Here is a 16,476-nt window from a genome sequence, read left to right on the forward strand (position 1 = left end):
CTTACATCACAGTGCGGTCATGCGGTAACTTCGCCGGGGACCAGACCAGTTGGTTTTCTCCGAAGGGCTGCTCCACGTGAACCGCCATGACTTTCTGCGTCATTTGCACCGTGTCTACCGTCCTCGCAACTATTTGGAGATCGGGGTCAACGACGGCAGGAGCCTGGCCCTCTCGAGAGTGCCCTCCGTCGCCGTCGACCCCGCCTTCAGAGTGGTGACGGACATCAGTTGCGACGTCCACCTGGTCAAGGCGACGAGCGACGACTTCTTCACCCGCAAGGATCCGCTGCTGCACCTGCGCAACGGCCGCAACCCGTTCCGCGCCCTGGCCCGCCGCGATCCGCTCAATGTGCTCGGCGGCGACCCGAAGCTGGAGCTCGCCTTCATCGACGGCATGCACCTCTTCGAGTACGCCCTGCGCGACTTCATGAATGTCGAGAAGCATTCCCGCTGGTCGAGCGTGATCGTGCTGGACGACATGCTGCCGCGCGATGTCGACGAGGCGGCCCGCGACCGGCACACCAAGTACTGGACCGGTGACGTGTACAAGGTGGTGCAGGTGCTGCGCCGCTTCCGTCCCGATCTGGTCGTCGTCGAGGTGGACACGGAACCGACCGGAGTCGTCGCCGTGTTCGGCGCCAACCCGGAGAGCGACGTCCTGAAGAACGCGTACGACAAGATCATCGAGGAATATGTCGTCCCCGATCCGCAGGACGTTCCCGACGAGGTGCTGGTGCGCAAGAACGCCGTCCGGCCCGAGACGCTGCTCGGCGCCGACTTCTGGCCGGCCCTGGCACGCGCACGCAATCTGCGCCGCCCGCGTTCGGCGTTCGCGCCGCTGCGCAAGCGCATCGAGGCCGTGACGGGCTGAGACCGGGCCGGACCGTACGAAGCCCCCGTGATCCGTACGGAACCACGGGGGCTTCGGGCTCTCCGAGCTCAGCCGCGGGCGCGCAGCTCGGCGTAGTAGGCCTGGCAGTCCTCGTAGGACGGCAGCAGGCCCCGTGCCTCGGCCTCGGCCAGCGAGGGGGCCGCGGCGTCCTTCTCGGACAGCAGCGGAGTGATCCCCTTCGGCCACTCGATGCCGAGCTCGGGGTCGAGCGGGTTGACGCCGTGCTCGCGGCCGGGGGCGTAGCCCTCGGAGCAGAGATAGACGACCGTCGCGTCGTCCGTCAGAGCCATGAAGGCGTGGCCGAGCCCTTCGGAGAGGTAGACGGCGTGATGGTCCACGTCGTCGAGGCGGACCGCCTCCCACTGCTTGTACGTGGGGGAGCCGACCCGGATGTCCACGATGACGTCGAGCACCGCGCCGCGTACGCACTTGACGTACTTCGCCTGGCTCGGCGGCACATCGGCGAAGTGGACACCGCGCAGTGTTCCCCGGCTGGATACGGAGCAGTTGGCCTGCGCGAGCCGCAGTGTGTGTCCGGCCGCCTCGCTGAGCTCCGACGCCTTGAACCACTCGTGGAAGCTGCCGCGGCTGTCCGGGAAGACCTTGGGCTCGTGCACCCAGGCCTCTGCGATGGAGAGCTGCCGCATGCGATCACGTCCTTGTTCTGTTGCTCGTGGCCGAGGTTCTCGGCCGATGTCTGCTGATGGGTGCCGGCGCGTGCCGGTGTCCGCCGGTGGGAAGCGTACGGCGGTACGTGGACGGGTCAGCCGGTGAACCGGGCGGCGAGGCGACGCGCCCGCTTGCGGCCCTTGGCCGGCAGCCTGCGCACGATCGGACCGCCGACGGCACGCAGTGCCCGGCGGAGCCTGGCCTTCCTGCGCTTGGTGGTGATCCCGAGCATGATCCCGGGTTCGACCGCGGGCAGCTCGGAGGCGACGCTGATCCGGCCGCCCCTGTCGACGGTCACGTCACAGAGGCGAAGCGCGGGGTTCTTGTCGCTGTCCAGCCGGACCGAGAGCTTCCAGGTGCCGGGCCGGACGCCGGGGGCTCGGCCGGGCACGGTGAGATGGGCCCGGCCCTCGGTGGGGCGCAGCACGGTGGGCAGCTGGTGCGAGGTCCCGTCCGCCCCGTCCGCAGGGCTCAGCACGAGCGTGGTCGTGGAGGGCTCGGTGGCGGGGGTCGTGAAGAGGTCCAGCCGGAGCTCGGTGCGGCCACCGGGGGTCCGCCGGAGCGGACGGCCTTCGAGGTGGTCGGCCAGCTTCTTGCTGCGCCGGGCGACATCGAGGGTGAGGTTGCCGTGCGGGTCGGTGAAGTACGGGATCACCGCGCGGGCCGGGGAGCCCAGCGAGGCCGGCACACAGGCCGCGTCCACCTCCGGCGCCCGGTCGGCACCGAGCCGGGCCTTGCGGACCAGGCCGAGGCCGCGCAGCGGCACCCACACGTCCCAGAAGCCGCGCGACACGCGACCGCGCCCCTTGAACGCCTCCGAGGAGATCTGGCCGCTGCCGTGCAGGACGACCTCGCAGACGTCGTCGCCGAGTTCCTCGACCCGGGCCGTGAAGGTCGCGGGGCAGGACCACTCCACGGCCGTTTCGCGGTTGCGCATCGCCAGTTCGGCCGAGAACCCGTCCATGTCGTCGGTGACGTCCAGGAGCTCGCCGTCCGGCAGCAGCCCCTCGGTGATGTCGGGGTGCAGGAAGTAGCGCCCGTCGCGGCGCAGCAGGGTCAGCGGGGCCCGGTCGTCGCCGTGGACCAGTCGGCCGCTGACGGTCAGGTCGATCCTGCCGTCCGGCCGCCAGGCGAAGTCCTCCAGGCGGGCCGCGGCCTTGACGGACGCGGCGAAGCGGGAGATCCGGACGAGGCCCTGGCGGTCGTTGTCGCGCAGCAGCGTGGAGCGCAGCCGGAGCACCGGGCCGAGCCCGTTGTGCACACCGTCGTCCATGAAGTCCGCGGCCAAGCCCCGGACGGCGTCGCACATCTCGTCGAGGTAGTCCGGCTCGTACTTGAGGACCGCGGGTTCGCTGAGGCGGCCGAGCATCTCGACGCGGTAGAAGCGGCGCAGCAGCCTGTCCCGGAACTCACCGGGCTCCGTGTTGTCCACGACGACGTCGAGGACCTCACGGAGGTTGCCGTAGTAGCCGGACGGGACGATCTTCGCGGAGCCGGCGTTCTGGCCGTCGTCCCGGCGGGAGTAGTAGTAGCAGGTGTAGCTGCCGAGGATCGAGACGACCTCGGCGGGGAAGTACGCCTGCATCATGTAGAGCTGGTCCTCGAGCCGGCGCTTGCCCTCGGGGTAGGCGATGCCGTTCTCGCGGAGGAACTCCGTACGGAACATCTTGTGCGGGGTGAGGCTGTCGTACAGGGGCGCGTCGTGCAGGGTGCACTTCTCGCGGTCCTTCTTGAAGACGCCGTGCGGCACACCGCGGAAGTTGCTGGCCACCTTGCCGATGACGATGTCCGACCCGTTGCGGTGGCCCATGTCGTACAGACGCTTCAGGGCGCCGGAGGCGAGGTAGTCGTCCTGGTCGACGAACTGGACGTACTCGCCCTTCGCCTCGGCCACACCGATGTTGCGGGGCTTTCCGGGCCAGCCGGAATTCGGGATGGTGATGACACGGAAATGCGGGTGCTCCACGGCCAGCTTCTCGAGCCGTTCACGAGTGTCGTCCGTCGAGCCATCGTTGACGAAGAGAACTTCGAAATCCCCTGCGGGGAGGGTCTGCCTCAGAAGCGAGTCGATGCAGGGGTCGATGTACTTGCCCGGATTGTATACAGGAATGACGACACTTACTTTGACTGGCATCGCTGCTGTCCCATGTCTGGTAGAGGTCCCTCTGGCTGGCGGCGGGTGCGGGCCTGCGCTGCCGAGAATGGGCAGAGGAAGTCGCCCGCCGTGCACCCTATCGGCTATTAGATGACCGGGACGCCCGGATGGTTGCCCGGTCGCACGCACAGTGATTCTCCCGACAGTGCGCGGACACCGTCCAAGGCTCTGAATATTTATTCGATATTTACATTGGATCGCCGTCGCCGAATGGAGGAGCGGGCGCCCGGATCCGGAAGTACTACTTTCGGAATATGTGATTCCGGTAGTTCGGTCGTGCTGCCGGGATCCGGTGGTCGAGGAGGCTCGGATCCCGGGGTCGGGACCGGAGGTCCGGATGCCGGGGCCCGGGTCCGGTGGCGCGGGCTCGGTGGCGCGGGTCCGGGGCTCGGTTGCGGAGGCCTCGGTCCAGAGGGCGAAACGCACGGGCGCCCCTTCCCGCGCTCGCGTAGATTGCGAGGGCTGGGCGAGGCCGAATCATTGGGGATGCACGTGTCAGGGGCAAGGCAGGGCGTCACAGAGGCCCGCAGGATCGTGGTCAAGGTCGGATCCTCATCCCTCACCACCGCGTCGGGCGGCCTCGACGCGGACCGCGTCGACGCGCTCGTGGACGTACTGGCCAAGGTGCGCAGCGGCGGGGAGCGCGAGATCGTGCTCGTCTCCAGCGGCGCGATCGCGGCCGGACTCGCCCCGCTCGGCCTGCACCGCCGGCCCAAGGACCTGGCCAGGCAGCAGGCCGCGGCCAGCGTCGGCCAGGGACTGCTCGTCGCCCGCTACACCGCCTCCTTCGCACGGTACGGCGTACGCGTCGGCCAGGTGCTGCTCACCAGCAACGACACCAGCCGCCGCGCCCACTACCGCAACGCCTACCGCACCCTCGACCAACTGCTGGACATGGGTGCGCTGCCGATCGTCAACGAGAACGACACCGTCGCCACGGACGAGATCCGGTTCGGCGACAACGACCGGCTCGCGGCGCTGGTCGCCCATCTCGTCCGCGCCGATCTGCTGGTCCTCCTCTCGGACGTGGACGGTTTGTACGACGGCGATCCCAGCAGGCCGGGCACGTCGCGGGTCGCCGAGGTGGCCGGCCCCGAGGACCTCGCGGGCGTCACCATCGGCAGCGCCGGGAAGGCGGGCGTCGGCACCGGCGGCATGGTGACCAAGGTCGAGGCCGCCCGGATCGCCACGGCCGCCGGAGTCCCGGTCGTCCTCACCTCGGCGAGCCGGGCCGCCGACGCCCTGGCCGGCCGCGACACCGGTACGTACTTCCACCGCACCGGACGCCGCTCCGCGGACCGGTTGCTCTGGCTCGCCCACGCCTCCACCCCGCAGGGCTCGCTGACCCTGGACGACGGGGCCGTCCAGGCGGTCGTCGAGCGGCACAGCTCGCTGCTGCCCGCCGGAATCGCGGCGGTCGAGGGCGAGTTCACCGCGGGCGACCCGGTGGAACTGCGCGACCTCGAAGGCCGCCCCGTGGCCCGCGGACTGGTCAACTTCGACGCCAAGGAGATCCCGCAGCTGCTCGGCCGCTCCACCCGTGATCTGGCGCGGGAGCTCGGTCCGGCATACGAGCGCGAGGTCGTACACAGGGACGATCTCGTCGTCCTGCACCCCTGACAGACCCCCTGAAACGGCTGAAAGTCCAGCCTCAGGACGGAGACCTTCACCAAAACCGCCCCATTCTCGGCCGCGGACTGGTCAACTTTGTAACGGGGACACAGCGGGGTACAGCACAGTGAACGCATTCACAGGAGGCCGCCGGTGAGACGAGCGCGCCCGGGGGCGCCACCCCGAGGAACGGGTGGCCGGGCCCTGACCAGCGTCGGAGCAGGTGCCGGTTTCGACGGGAGCCGGTCCATGGAACGCGGGGACGACCGGACCACCGGAGGGGCGCCGAAGGCGGCGGGGGAGGAACGTGTCCCGTCGAGACTCTGGCACATCACGCTCAGTGTCTCGGGCGCCTCGATTCCGCTGGAGGAGGTCAGACGCGGTCTCGAACAACTCGCGCACGACCACCCCTTCCTGCTGACCAGCCGGTACGCCGACGATCGCGCGGAGATCCGCTACTGGGAGGAGGCGCGCGATCTGCACGACGCGGCGGCCGTCGCGCTGCGGTTGTGGGGAGAGCACCGTTCCACCGCCGGGCTTCCGCCCTGGGAGATCGTCGGCCTGGAGGTCATCGACCGCGAGACGTACCACCAACGCGTCGCCGAGGGATACGGGCCGCCCCCGGCGACCCCGGTCGGCGTCCACCCGTACTGAGCGCGAGGACGGTCCTGGGGAACGGTCCCGGTCAGTTGTCTCGCATCACGGGATACGTGACGGATGCCCGCAGTGTGCGCACTACTCTGCGGGCATGACCACGCTCTCGCCGTACGACAACATGTCCCCGGTCGCCCAGGCCGCCTACCGGGCCCGCTCCGCCGCCGCCGACATCGCGCCGCTGCCGCGCGCGGCGAAGGACGACGCGCTGCTGGCGATCGCGGACGCCCTGGAGGTGCGGACGGGCGAGATCGTCGCGGCCAACGCCGAGGACGTCGCCCGCGCCCGCGAGGCCGGGACCAGCGAGTCGATCGTCGACCGGCTCACCCTCACCCCGGAGCGGATCCGGGCCATCGCCGCCGATGTGCGGGACGTGGCCGCGCTGCCCGACCCGGTCGGCGAGATCGTCCGCGGCTCGACCCTGCCCAACGGCATCGACCTGCGGCAGGTCCGGGTACCGCTCGGCGTCGTGGGGATCATCTACGAGGCCCGGCCCAATGTGACGGTCGACGCCGCGGCCCTCTGCCTGAAGTCGGGCAACGCCGTCCTGCTGCGCGGCTCGTCCTCCGCGTACGCCTCCAACGTCGCACTGGTGCGGGTGCTGCGCGACGCGGTCGGAGGATCCGGTCTCCCCGCCGACGCGGTGCAACTGGTACCGGGCGAGAGCCGCGATTCGGTACGGGAACTGATGCGGGCCCGCGGCCTCGTCGACGTGCTCATCCCGCGCGGCGGTGCCTCGCTGATCCGTACGGTGGTCGAAGAATCAACCGTTCCGGTCATCGAGACGGGCACCGGCAACTGCCATGTGTACGTGGACGCGCAGACCGATCTCGACATGGCCGTCGACATCCTGATCAATTCCAAGGCGCAGCGTCCGAGCGTCTGCAACGCGGCCGAGACGCTCCTGGTCCACAAGGACGTCGCCGCGCAGTTCCTGCCCCGCGCCCTGGACGCGCTGGCCGAGGCCGGGGTGACCGTGCACGGCGACGAGCGGGTGCTCGAGCACGCCGAGGGGTCCAAGGCCACCGTGGTGGCGGCCACGCCGGAGGACTGGGAGACCGAGTACCTCTCGTACGACATCGCCGCGGCCGTCGTCGAGTCGCTGGACGCGGCCGTCGCGCACATCCGGCTCTGGTCCTCCGGGCACACCGAGGCGATCGTGACCACCTCCCAGGCCGCGGCCCGCCGCTTCACCCAGTTGGTGGACTCCACGACGGTGGCCGTGAACGCTTCCACCCGCTTCACCGACGGCGGGCAGTTCGGCTTCGGTGCCGAGATCGGTATCTCCACGCAGAAGCTGCACGCCAGGGGTCCGATGGGGCTGCCGGAGCTGACCTCGACGAAGTACATCGTCACGGGCGACGGCCACGTGCGGTGACGGTCCGGGTGCGGTGAATGTTGCGGGCTCCCTGCCCAGAACGACCGCGCGGGGCTAGTCTGGAGCCGTGCCGGACGACGTGGGGGGCAGGCCGTTCCCGGACGGCTGGGAGCCCGACGACGACCGCGGGGGCGCGGACGAGGACTTCGCCTCCGTGGTGTTCGACGAGGACTTCGTACGGGCCGCCGAGTTCCATGAACCCACCGCGGTGGAGCGGTTGCTGGCGGCCGCGCAGGCGCGCGCCGAGGCCGAGGCGTCGCGTGCGCGGGCAGGCGGGGGCCCGCTGGACGACGAACACCACGACGAGGCGTACGGGCCGGGCGGCCTGTACGGCCGCGGGAGCGCCTACGACGACCCGCTGGACCCTGACGACGACACGTACGGCAGCGGCCCCTACGGGCGCCACGGCGGTGCGCTGCGCCCCTACCGGGGCGCGGCGCGCTGGCACCGGCCGGTGGCCTGGCTGCTCGCCGTGCTGATGGGCATCGGAATGGTCGCGCTGGCCTTCAGCGCCGTCTACCGCAACACCTCGGGCGGCAGCCGTCAGGACCCCGCCCCGCCGCCCGCCACCACGGGCGTGGACAGCGCCCCGGGGCCCGTCCCCAGCGCCATCCCGTCGACCTCCGTCGGACATCTAGCACCCACGGCTTCGGCGGTCCCCCGTACCGGCTGAGGGTGCCGGTCCCGTCGGCGCAGATCCTGCCCGGGGCCGCGCCGCCCGTGCGCCCGTCGCGCCCGCGTTCCCGATGTCCCGCGACGGCCTGCCAGGGCCACGATCGTCAGGGGAGCGCCCGAAAGCCGTCCGGAGAGCGGTTCCCCGGGCTCCGGGGCAACTCTCGGACGGTTCTCCTGCCGCTCGGCGTTTACCGGGGTCCCGATCGACCTACCCTGAAGGTGTGACCCCTCTCTCCGAGGGGGCTTCTCACTCGTCCGTATGCGTAGTCGTACGAGTCATGCGAGTTCATGGCGGGCGGGCCCTGTCCGAAGCCATTCGGCCGAAGCAGAGCGAAGCGTTTCGGCCCCGGTCGGTGACGTGGAGTCGGGAGAAGTCATGGCAGACCGCGGAGAACCACCAGAAGGCCAGCCCGAGAACGCGCCGGGCGGCGGTGAGGACGAGTACAGGTCACTCGTCTTCGACGAGTCGTTCGTGCGTGCTGCCCGGCTGAAGGAGTTCTCCGCCGAGGAGCGTATGGAGGACCATACCCCCGCCGTACGCAGTCTTCCGCCCCGGAGCCTGCGAGCGGGTTCCAGAGCCGTCATCGCCCTGGTGCTCCTCATCGCTCTGGCTTTCGGAACAGCCGTGTACATGGGCTTCCGCCACCCCTACACCGCGCCCGTCGGCCGAAGGGCCGAGCCTCTGAGGTCGACCGTCGTGCCCCTGGCCCCCCGGGACGCCGTACCCGGTGGAACCGCCGCCGGCCTCCTCGCGCGGAGCCCCGCCGCACAGTTCGCACAAGGTGCCGCAGGCATCAACCTGCCGGCGATCCGGGGGACGGACCACTTCTCGGACAGTGAGGTCGCGGCGGCGCTGACCACGGCCAAGGACTACCTGGTGGCGTCCTCGCTCGACCCCGACGTCCTCACGGGACACGCCGTGCGGCCGGTGGAGCTGCTGCTCGACCCGGACCAGATGGCCCAGTTCAACCGCAGCATGAGCCGATCTGACGACGACGGACAGCACGCCGCGACCGGCTGGCTGGTCCGGTTCGACCCGGCGAAGGTGGCGCTCGCCGGTCCGGACATACGGGTCCGGGGCACCCTGAGCTACACCGAGACGGGGGCCGACACCCTGGAGGTGGTGTCCGACCACACCTTCACCTACACGCTCCGCCCGGCCACTCAGGGGCCCCAACGCGCGGGCGATGCCTCGCTCTTCACCGTGCGGCGCGAGCTGCACTTCCGCTTCGACCGGGAAGACCTGCGGCTGCACCGGCTGGAGCTGCGCACCAGCTACGTACAGGCCGGACCGCAGGCGTGCCCGACGGACACCACCGGTGCGCTGCGGCCGCTGCTCGCCGGACAGCGGGCCCTCTCCCACGGCCCCGCGGGCACCGACCCGTATGCGACGGGCCGGCCCACGGGAGCGGTCTGCGGGACGCTGGCGGTCAGCTCTCCGCAGACCCCGGCCCGGGCTGATCAGGGTTCCGGGGCTCCTCCGGCCGCGCCGGGCCGCCCGTAGCGCCGTCCTTGCCGGCGGCACCGCCCCCGCCCTGACCGGTGAACTTGTCGCGGAGCTTGCCGCCGAGGTCCCCGGCGCCGCCCGCTATGTCGCCGACCAGCTTCATCAGCGGATCCTTGCTGGTCCGCACCGAATCCGCATAGTGGGCCGCGGACTGGCGGAAGGAGTCCGTCACCGAGGTGTCCTTGTCCTCGTCGCGCCGCGGGTAGTGACCGTCCATGATCCGCTGGTAGTCGCGGCTCTCGGACCACTTCTTCAGCTCGGCGGCGCGCACCGTGGTGAAGGGGTGCGAGCGGGGCAGCAGATTGAGGATCTTGAGCACGGAATCGCGCAGATCGCCGCCCTTCTCGTACTCGTCGGCCTGGGCGAGGAAGGCGTCCACATTCATCTCGTGCAGATGATTGCCGCCCGCGATCTTCATCAGACCGCGCATCGACGCCTGCAGATCCTGGCCGACGAGCAGCCCCGCCCGGTCGGCCGACAGCTCCGACTTGCGGAACCACTCACGCAGCGCCGTCACGATCGCCATGATCGCCACATTGCCGAGCGGGATCCAGGCGACCTTCAGCGCGATGTTCGTGAGGAACAGCAGGATCGTGCGGTACACGGCGTGGCCGGAGAGGGCATGCCCCACCTCGTGGCCGATGACGGCCCGCATCTCCTCCTCGTCGAGCAGCTCCACCAGCCCCGTCGTCACCACGATGATCGGCTCGTCGAGACCGATGCACATGGCATTGGGCTGCGGGTCCTGGTTGACATACATCGGCGGGACCTTCTCCAGGTCCAGGATGTAACAGGCGTCTCGCAACATGTCGTTGAGATGGACGAACTGCGCGTCGCTCACCCGGACGGAGTCGGAGAGGAAGAGCAGTCGCAGGCTGCGCTCCGGCAGCAGACCGCTCAAGGTCTTGAAGACCGTGTCGAAACCGCTCAGCTTGCGCAGGGCCACCAGGGCCGAGCGATCCGCCGGGTGTTCGTAGGCCCGGGACGAGATTCCGGCGAACCGCCTGCGCTGGCGGCTCGGCACACCCTCGTGGCTCTCGTGGCTGCGTTCGGTCATGAATTGGGCCCCCTGTTCGTACGAGACGTCGCTCGCCCCCCTGACAAATCCCAGCGTAGGTGCTGGGGCTACGGTGTGCGGGGGGCTGTGGATAACTGAGGAGACGCCCGACATGCCGCACACCGTTGCTCTGCTCGCCGCCGCATCCGGGGACCAGGGGCCCGGCAACACGCTCCGCATCGTGCTGCTCGCCTCGCTCGTCGGAGCCGGCCTGCTCGCCTGGTTCCTGCTCCGCGGATACCGCAACGACGACCACAACGACTGAGTCGGCGTGAGCGTGCCCGGGGCACCCGCATACGATGTGCGCGACGTCTCCCTTCCCACTCCCGATCGATAGGTCCTGCCGAAGATGAGCCTCACGAGCACCGCGCACCAGCTGGTCACTCTCGCCGCCGAGGGCGGCGAGCACGGTGGCAACCACGAAAGCCTCAGCCCGTACGTCACCGGGGGCGGTGCGTTCGTGGTGCTGCTCCTCCTGCTGTGGATCACCACCCGCTTCAACCGCGACCGCTGAGGCAAAGGCGTACAGCTGTGCCAGTAGGCTCTGCACGCATGGGAGAGCAGGAAATGCCTACCGGCCGGAGTAAGCGCCGAATCGGCGTGATGGGCGGGACGTTCGACCCGATTCATCATGGACACTTGGTGGCGGCCAGCGAAGTGGCCGCCCAGTTCCACCTCGACGAGGTGATCTTCGTTCCGACCGGGCAGCCGTGGCAGAAGAGCCACAAGCACGTCTCCCCGGCCGAGGACCGCTATCTGATGACGGTCATCGCGACGGCGTCCAACCCGCAGTTCTCGGTCAGCCGGAGCGACATCGACCGCAGCGGGCCGACGTACACCATCGATACGCTGCGGGACCTGCGCGCGATCCACGGCGACGCGGACCTCTTCTTCATCACCGGCGCCGACGCGCTCTCCCAGATCCTCACCTGGCGGGACGCCGACGAGCTGTTCTCGCTCTCCCACTTCATCGGCGTGACCCGACCCGGGCATGTGCTCGCGGACCCCGGGCTGCCGGAGGGCGGGGTCTCGCTCGTGGAGGTTCCCGCGCTCGCGATCTCGTCCACCGACTGCCGTGAGAGGGTCGCTCAAGGGGATCCGGTCTGGTACTTGGTGCCGGACGGCGTGGTCCGCTACATCGACAAGCGCCAGCTGTACCGCGGCGACTGAGTCACGCAGAGGGGCACCGGTGAACGACCGACAGAACCCGTACGACCCGTACTACCAGCAGCCGCAGGTCATCGGCTACGACGAGTACGGGCAGCCGGTGTACCAGCAGCCCGGACAGCAGGCGTACGACCCGTATGCGCCTCAGCAGCCGCAGCAGCAGTCACATCAGGCCGATCAGGGGTACGGATACGACCCGTACGCGCAGCCTCAACAGCCGCACCCCGTGCAGCCGCAGCAGCAGTACGACCCGTACGGCTCCCAGCAGCCCCAGCAGCCCCAGCAGCCCCAGCAGCCCCAGCAGCCGCAACAGCCTCAGCAGCAGGCATACGGCGGTTACGACGGCTATGGATACGACACCGGCGGGCAGCCCGCCGCGGTCGACACCACCCAGCAGTGGAACATCCCGCAGCAGGCCGCCGCGCAGCAGACCCCGCCCGCACCGGCACCGGTCACGCCGGAGCCCCGGTCGGAGCCCGACGCCGAGACCCAGCCGGAACCGGCTGTTCCAGGGCAGCGCCGTGCCGACTACCGCACCGAACAGTTCTCCTTCATCGAAGAGCCCGACGAGGACTCCGAAGACGTCATCGACTGGCTGAAGTTCACCGAGAGCCGCAGTGAGCGGCGCGAGGAGGCACGGCGTCGCGGCCGCAACCGCATGGTCGCACTGATAGTCGTGGTGGCCCTGGTGGTGGTCGGCGGTGTCGGCTACCTCTGGTCCGCCGGAATGCTTCCGGGCCTCTCCGGCTCGGAGAAGGACGACACGGCCTCGACGGGCCCGCAGAAGCGGGACGTCATCGTGGTCCATCTGCACAACACCAAGAAGGGCGGCACCTCCACGGCGCTGCTCGTCGACAATGTGACGACCAAACAGGGGACCACCGTCCTGCTCCCCAACTCGCTCACGGTCGCCGACGACGACGGTGTCACGACCACCCTCGGCAAGTCCGTCGAGGACGACGGCGCCACCGGCACCCGTGGCTCCATCGACACCCTGCTCGGCACGAGGATCAGCGGTACGTGGCGGCTCGACACCCCCTATCTGGAGACCCTCGTCGATCTGGTCGGCAACATCGAGATCGACACCGACAGCGAGGTGCCCGACACGAAGAAGGGCGCCTCCCCCCTGGTGAAGAAGGGCGAGGCGCAGACGCTGAGCGGTCAGATGGCCGTCGCGTACGCCACCTACCGGGCGCCCGGTGAGGCGGAGACGAAGCAGCTCATGCGGTTCGGAGAGGTTCTGCGGGGCGTTCTGCGGAAGATCTCGGACGACCCGAAGGCCGCCACGGTCACCGTGCAGACGCTGGCGCAGATCCTCGACCCGTCCCTCCCGGAGAAGGATCTCGGTGCCTCGCTGGCGAAGCTCGCGCAGCGCGCCAAGATCGGCGACTACAAGACGGCGCTCCTGCCGGTGCAGGCCGACGGCACGCTCACCGACGCGGCCACCGAGAGCGTCGTCAAGGACATCCTCGGCGGCACGGTGAAGGCCCCGGACGTCGACGCGGCGGTGCGGGTCGCAGTCAAGAACGCCACCGGTGACAAGGACGGCATGGAGTCCGCCCGGATCAAGCTGGTCAACGGCGGCTATGCCTTCGTCGGCGGCGGAACGGCCGAGACCGCGGCACTGTCCGAGGTCGTCTACAAGACCGCGGCGGACAAGGACAAGGCGACGCAGGCCGCGAAGACCCTGGGCCTGCCGACGAGCGCGGTGAAGCAGGGCAAGCCCGCCGCGAACGCCGATGTGTCCGTCGTGATCGGCCAGGACTACGCGATCAAGTGACCGGGTCCGCACCGCCCGGATGACATCGATTCGATCGTCGAACGTTCGCTGCGTGGGCTGTCGGCGGTCCGTGAGACCCTAGGGGTTGATCTGACCGCCGACGAAAGCCTGCTTGTGACCGCCACGGACCGCTCCATCGAGCTCATCAACGCCGCCGCCCAGGCGGCCGCCGACCGGCTCGCGCACGACATCATCGCGTACGACGTCAGCGACGTGCTGTCGATCACGGACGCCTTCCTGCTGGCCTCGGCCCCCAGTGACCGCCAGGTCAAGTCGATCGTCGACGAGATCGAGGAACGGCTCCAGAAGGAGCTGGGCGCCAAGCCGGTACGCCGTGAGGGCGACCGCGACGCGCGCTGGATCCTCCTCGACTACGTCGACATCGTCATCCACGTCCAGCACAGCGAGGAGCGGGTCTTCTACGCGCTGGAGCGCCTCTGGAAGGACTGCCCCGAGATCCCGCTCCCCGAGGACGCCGTCAAGACCCGCGGCAAGGCCGAGGAGCACGCCAGGCTCACCGGCAGCACGGAAGGTGAGCAGAGCTGAACGGCACCGGAAGCGGCAGGGGCCGCAGGATCGTCCTCTGGCGGCACGGCCAGACGGCATGGAATCTGGAGCGTCGGTTCCAAGGATCCACGGACATCGCGCTCACCGAGACCGGTGTCGGACAGGCTCGGCGGGCCGCCCGGCTGCTCGCCCCGCTGAAGCCGGACGCGATCGTCGCCTCCGATCTTCAGCGGGCGATGGCCACGGCCGCCGAGCTCGCCGCGATCACCGGCCTCGAAGTCGCGCACGACGCGGGACTGCGCGAAACCTACGCGGGCGCCTGGCAGGGCCTCACGCACGAGGAGATCGTCGGGCAGTACGGCGAGCAGTACGCCGCGTGGAAGCGCGGTGAGCCGGTGCGCCGCGGCGGCGGTGAGCTGGAGACCGAGGTCGCCGACCGGGCCGCCCCGGTCGTGCTCGGACACGCCGACAAGCTGCCCGAAGGCGGCACGCTCGTCGTGGTCAGCCACGGCGGCACCATCCGCACCACCATCGGTCGGCTGCTGGGCCTGGAGTCGCACCACTGGGAAGGGCTCGGAGGGCTCTCCAACTGCTGCTGGTCGGTGCTGGGCGAGGGTGCGCGCGGCTGGCGCCTGCTGGAGCACAACGCCGGCACTCTGCCCGAGCCGGTGCTCGGCGACGACACCTGACGGGACAGCCCGCGGCCAGGGTCCTTCGTCTGGATCACGCCGGGCCCGGAGTGCCGATGGCGGCATGGCGGGGAAGAGCAGGGGCCTGTTGTTCCGGTGGTCGGGGGCGGTGCTCGGAGGCCGGCTCCGGGCGGCGTCGGCCGGATTTCACTTTCTGGCTGGTCACAGGCTAAAGTTCTTCTTGTTCGCAGCGCGGAAACGCAGAGAAACACAGCGAACAGCGGGGCTATAGCTCAGTTGGTAGAGCGCCTGCATGGCATGCAGGAGGTCAGGAGTTCAATTCTCCTTAGCTCCACAATCGAGATCCCGTCCCCATCAGGGGGCGGGATCTTCGTTTTCCCTGACCACCCCTCCGGTCACACCTGCCGGTGCCACCGCGCCGTCGCCTGCTGTCCGCCCTCCTCGTCGGCCGGAGCGCGGACCATGACCCGCCACTCCGGCAGCCCGCTGACGGTCAGTGGCATCGAGTCGTCCGGCCGCCCGTCGACGGTCGCCGGAACCGACGTCGCCGCCTTCGCGATCGCCGCTCGGCGACTCGCCGCGGCCGGCCGCACCAGGTCGCACCCCCATGGGCGTGTCGGCGAGTGCGCGCCCTGGAGATGCTGCCGACGTGAGCGGTGTCCGGGTGACCGTCGCTCGGACAGGCAGGCTGATCGATGCCGTGACAGTCGGCTCGTTCCGTCTCAACCGCCTTGATGCGTCCGGGAGACAGTGGCCGGGGTATGCGCGGCGAGGATGCGCTCCCGCACTGTCGGGGCCGCGACGACGCGCGTGTGCGCGGGTCTCGTGCGGTGTCGGTGACCAGCCGGACATCGAGTGGGCTGACCCCCTTGCGGGGCCATGGCAGAATCGGACCGCCGGAGGGGGCGACGGACCGAACGGGAGGGAGCGCGCGATGCCTGCGAGCCGCCACGAGGTCCCGGACCTGCTCCTTGTTCACCGATGCCGCGCCCGTACCGGTCGTCCTGCCGTCGGTCCGTCCCGCGCGGCCCATGTGCCCGGCGGGAGCGGTGGAGCCCTCTGCGTGTGTACCGCCCGCGGCCGAAGCCGGAGCTGACTCATGGGTGCACACAGGCGGAAATGCGACTGGTGCGGGAGCGGTACGCCCATCGTCAGGGACATGGATCCGATCAACCCGGAGTACCAGTACTGGTGCGAGGAGTGCGCGCGGGCGCTGGTCATAAAGGGCGACCCGATCGAGACCTACCGAGAGCTGGAGGGGGAGCCGATCTACGGACGGCTGCTGGAGGAGCACTGCACTCTCAAGCGCTTCTACTCCTTCGCCACTGCCTGAGGCCCTGCCTCGACGCATGACCGAGCTGTTGTGGATCGGTCAAATCGGACCGGGTGGGAATCGATTTGGTGGAGTGGTGGGGTCACCGGTAATGTTCTCGATGTCGCCAGGGGGAACCGGGCGGCACACAGCAAGGGGCTATAGCTCAGTTGGTAGAGCGCCTGCATGGCATGCAGGAGGTCAGGAGTTCAATTCTCCTTAGCTCCACAGTGAAGAAACAAGAAGCGGGTCATCCTTCGAGGGTGGCCCGCTTCTTTTGCGTGCGCGTCAATTGTGCCCGCTGCCGCGAGCCTTCGGCTCGGTGTCGCACTGCGCCTCCGGGGACGTGGTCGCGCCGTCCTTGCCCGGAAGGCGTCGCGCGGCGCGCCGATGGCTTCGGTGACCGGCATCGGCGGGCCCGTCCGGCGAGCCGAATCCGATCAGCTCCGCCGTCCGGCCCGT

Annotated in this window: 17 protein-coding genes and 2 tRNA genes; 15 read left to right on the forward strand and 4 right to left on the reverse strand. The window is 69.7% G+C overall.

Going from position 1 to position 16,476, the window contains the following annotated elements:
* Nucleotides 1-76 precede the first annotated feature (76 nt).
* Nucleotides 77-871 carry a class I SAM-dependent methyltransferase gene (locus ACIRP2_RS02580; protein ID WP_404245775.1) on the forward strand — a complete coding sequence of 265 codons (795 nt, stop codon included), beginning with the start codon at nucleotides 77-79 and terminating at the stop codon, nucleotides 869-871.
* A 68-nt stretch (nucleotides 872-939) separates the two neighbouring features.
* Here ACIRP2_RS02580 and rfbC read toward each other — a convergent pair whose 3' ends face one another.
* Both rfbC and ACIRP2_RS02590 read right to left on the reverse strand, forming a co-directional pair.
* Nucleotides 940-1,539, reverse strand: coding sequence for a dTDP-4-dehydrorhamnose 3,5-epimerase (gene rfbC / locus ACIRP2_RS02585; RefSeq protein ID WP_404245777.1), 600 nt, complete (start codon nucleotides 1,537-1,539; stop codon nucleotides 940-942).
* A 116-nt stretch (nucleotides 1,540-1,655) separates the two neighbouring features.
* Entirely contained in the window at nucleotides 1,656-3,695 is a 2,040-nt protein-coding gene (locus tag ACIRP2_RS02590; protein ID WP_404245779.1) for a glycosyltransferase family 2 protein, read from the reverse strand.
* A 507-nt stretch (nucleotides 3,696-4,202) separates the two neighbouring features.
* On the opposite strand from ACIRP2_RS02590, the gene proB reads away from it, so the two are divergent.
* The 5 genes from proB to ACIRP2_RS02615 all read left to right on the forward strand — a co-directional run bounded on the left by proB (nucleotide 4,203) and on the right by ACIRP2_RS02615 (nucleotide 9,538).
* Nucleotides 4,203-5,336, forward strand: coding sequence for a glutamate 5-kinase (gene proB, locus ACIRP2_RS02595; protein WP_404245781.1), 1,134 nt, complete (start codon nucleotides 4,203-4,205; stop codon nucleotides 5,334-5,336).
* A 144-nt stretch (nucleotides 5,337-5,480) separates the two neighbouring features.
* A complete protein-coding gene (locus ACIRP2_RS02600) occupies nucleotides 5,481-5,981 on the forward strand; it encodes a hypothetical protein (RefSeq protein ID WP_404245783.1) in 501 nt (166 codons plus the stop codon).
* A 94-nt stretch (nucleotides 5,982-6,075) separates the two neighbouring features.
* Nucleotides 6,076-7,359, forward strand: coding sequence for a glutamate-5-semialdehyde dehydrogenase (locus ACIRP2_RS02605; protein WP_404245785.1), 1,284 nt, complete (start codon nucleotides 6,076-6,078; stop codon nucleotides 7,357-7,359).
* Nucleotides 7,360-7,426: 67 nt separating this feature from the next.
* Nucleotides 7,427-8,032: a hypothetical protein gene (locus ACIRP2_RS02610; protein ID WP_404245787.1), complete on the forward strand. Its 606-nt coding sequence runs from the start codon at nucleotides 7,427-7,429 to the stop codon at nucleotides 8,030-8,032.
* Between the two features lie 378 nt (nucleotides 8,033-8,410).
* On the forward strand, nucleotides 8,411-9,538 hold the full coding sequence (locus tag ACIRP2_RS02615) for a hypothetical protein (RefSeq protein ID WP_404245789.1): 1,128 nt from the start codon (nucleotides 8,411-8,413) through the stop codon (nucleotides 9,536-9,538).
* Here the strand turns inward: ACIRP2_RS02615 and ACIRP2_RS02620 are convergent.
* Nucleotides 9,465-10,598, reverse strand: coding sequence for a M48 family metallopeptidase (locus tag ACIRP2_RS02620; protein WP_404245791.1), 1,134 nt, complete (start codon nucleotides 10,596-10,598; stop codon nucleotides 9,465-9,467). The two genes, ACIRP2_RS02615 and ACIRP2_RS02620, sit on opposite strands and share 74 nt — an antisense overlap.
* A gap of 112 nt (nucleotides 10,599-10,710) precedes the next feature.
* Between ACIRP2_RS02620 and ACIRP2_RS02625 the strand changes: the two genes are divergently transcribed.
* The 7 genes from ACIRP2_RS02625 to ACIRP2_RS02655 all read left to right on the forward strand — a co-directional run bounded on the left by ACIRP2_RS02625 (nucleotide 10,711) and on the right by ACIRP2_RS02655 (nucleotide 15,036).
* Nucleotides 10,711-10,863, forward strand: coding sequence for a hypothetical protein (locus ACIRP2_RS02625; RefSeq protein WP_351079044.1), 153 nt, complete (start codon nucleotides 10,711-10,713; stop codon nucleotides 10,861-10,863).
* 84 nt (nucleotides 10,864-10,947) lie between these two features.
* Nucleotides 10,948-11,112 (forward strand): hypothetical protein, encoded by a 165-nt coding sequence (locus tag ACIRP2_RS02630; protein ID WP_327367385.1) that lies wholly within the window; start codon nucleotides 10,948-10,950, stop codon nucleotides 11,110-11,112.
* Nucleotides 11,113-11,150: 38 nt separating this feature from the next.
* Nucleotides 11,151-11,768, forward strand: a complete 618-nt coding sequence (nadD, locus tag ACIRP2_RS02635) for a nicotinate-nucleotide adenylyltransferase (RefSeq protein ID WP_404245794.1) — start codon at nucleotides 11,151-11,153, stop codon at nucleotides 11,766-11,768.
* 19 nt (nucleotides 11,769-11,787) lie between these two features.
* Nucleotides 11,788-13,545 (forward strand): LCP family protein, encoded by a 1,758-nt coding sequence (locus tag ACIRP2_RS02640; protein WP_404245796.1) that lies wholly within the window; start codon nucleotides 11,788-11,790, stop codon nucleotides 13,543-13,545.
* 114 nt (nucleotides 13,546-13,659) lie between these two features.
* Nucleotides 13,660-14,091 carry a ribosome silencing factor gene (rsfS, locus tag ACIRP2_RS02645; protein WP_404245798.1) on the forward strand — a complete coding sequence of 144 codons (432 nt, stop codon included), beginning with the start codon at nucleotides 13,660-13,662 and terminating at the stop codon, nucleotides 14,089-14,091.
* On the forward strand, nucleotides 14,088-14,741 hold the full coding sequence (locus ACIRP2_RS02650; protein WP_404247135.1) for a histidine phosphatase family protein: 654 nt from the start codon (nucleotides 14,088-14,090) through the stop codon (nucleotides 14,739-14,741). The genes rsfS and ACIRP2_RS02650 overlap by 4 nt, the downstream gene beginning before the upstream one ends.
* 222 nt (nucleotides 14,742-14,963) lie before the next feature.
* A tRNA-Ala gene (locus ACIRP2_RS02655) sits at nucleotides 14,964-15,036 on the forward strand.
* Nucleotides 15,037-15,097: 61 nt separating this feature from the next.
* Here the strand turns inward: ACIRP2_RS02655 and ACIRP2_RS02660 are convergent.
* Nucleotides 15,098-15,295, reverse strand: coding sequence for a hypothetical protein (locus tag ACIRP2_RS02660; RefSeq protein WP_404245800.1), 198 nt, complete (start codon nucleotides 15,293-15,295; stop codon nucleotides 15,098-15,100).
* A gap of 506 nt (nucleotides 15,296-15,801) precedes the next feature.
* Here ACIRP2_RS02660 and ACIRP2_RS02665 point away from each other — a divergent pair.
* The gene (locus ACIRP2_RS02665) at nucleotides 15,802-16,035 is read left to right on the forward strand and encodes a hypothetical protein (RefSeq protein WP_093897076.1); all 234 of its coding nucleotides are present in this window, start codon (nucleotides 15,802-15,804) and stop codon (nucleotides 16,033-16,035) included.
* Nucleotides 16,036-16,169: 134 nt separating this feature from the next.
* Nucleotides 16,170-16,242 (forward strand) — tRNA-Ala (locus ACIRP2_RS02670).
* The last annotated feature ends 234 nt before the right edge of the window (nucleotides 16,243-16,476 follow it).

Origin of the sequence: Streptomyces sp. NPDC101194 (genome assembly GCF_044767885.1) — a bacterium.
Taxonomy (GTDB): domain Bacteria; phylum Actinomycetota; class Actinomycetes; order Streptomycetales; family Streptomycetaceae; genus Streptomyces.

Bases quoted from the DNA above. Each gene is read 5' to 3' on its own strand.
- ACIRP2_RS02630 (WP_327367385.1), top strand. From the start codon at position 10,948: ATGAGCCTCACGAGCACCGCGCACCAGCTGGTCACTCTCGCCGCCGAG.
- ACIRP2_RS02665 (WP_093897076.1), top strand. From the start codon at position 15,802: ATGGGTGCACACAGGCGGAAATGCGACTGGTGCGGGAGCGGTACGCCC.
- ACIRP2_RS02615 (WP_404245789.1), top strand. From the start codon at position 8,411: ATGGCAGACCGCGGAGAACCACCAGAAGGCCAGCCCGAGAACGCGCCG.
- rfbC (WP_404245777.1), bottom strand. From the start codon at position 1,539: ATGCGGCAGCTCTCCATCGCAGAGGCCTGGGTGCACGAGCCCAAGGTC.
- proB (WP_404245781.1), top strand. From the start codon at position 4,203: ATGCACGTGTCAGGGGCAAGGCAGGGCGTCACAGAGGCCCGCAGGATC.
- ACIRP2_RS02625 (WP_351079044.1), top strand. From the start codon at position 10,711: ATGCCGCACACCGTTGCTCTGCTCGCCGCCGCATCCGGGGACCAGGGG.
- nadD (WP_404245794.1), top strand. From the start codon at position 11,151: ATGGGAGAGCAGGAAATGCCTACCGGCCGGAGTAAGCGCCGAATCGGC.
- ACIRP2_RS02620 (WP_404245791.1), bottom strand. From the start codon at position 10,598: ATGACCGAACGCAGCCACGAGAGCCACGAGGGTGTGCCGAGCCGCCAG.
- ACIRP2_RS02605 (WP_404245785.1), top strand. From the start codon at position 6,076: ATGACCACGCTCTCGCCGTACGACAACATGTCCCCGGTCGCCCAGGCC.
- ACIRP2_RS02590 (WP_404245779.1), bottom strand. From the start codon at position 3,695: ATGCCAGTCAAAGTAAGTGTCGTCATTCCTGTATACAATCCGGGCAAG.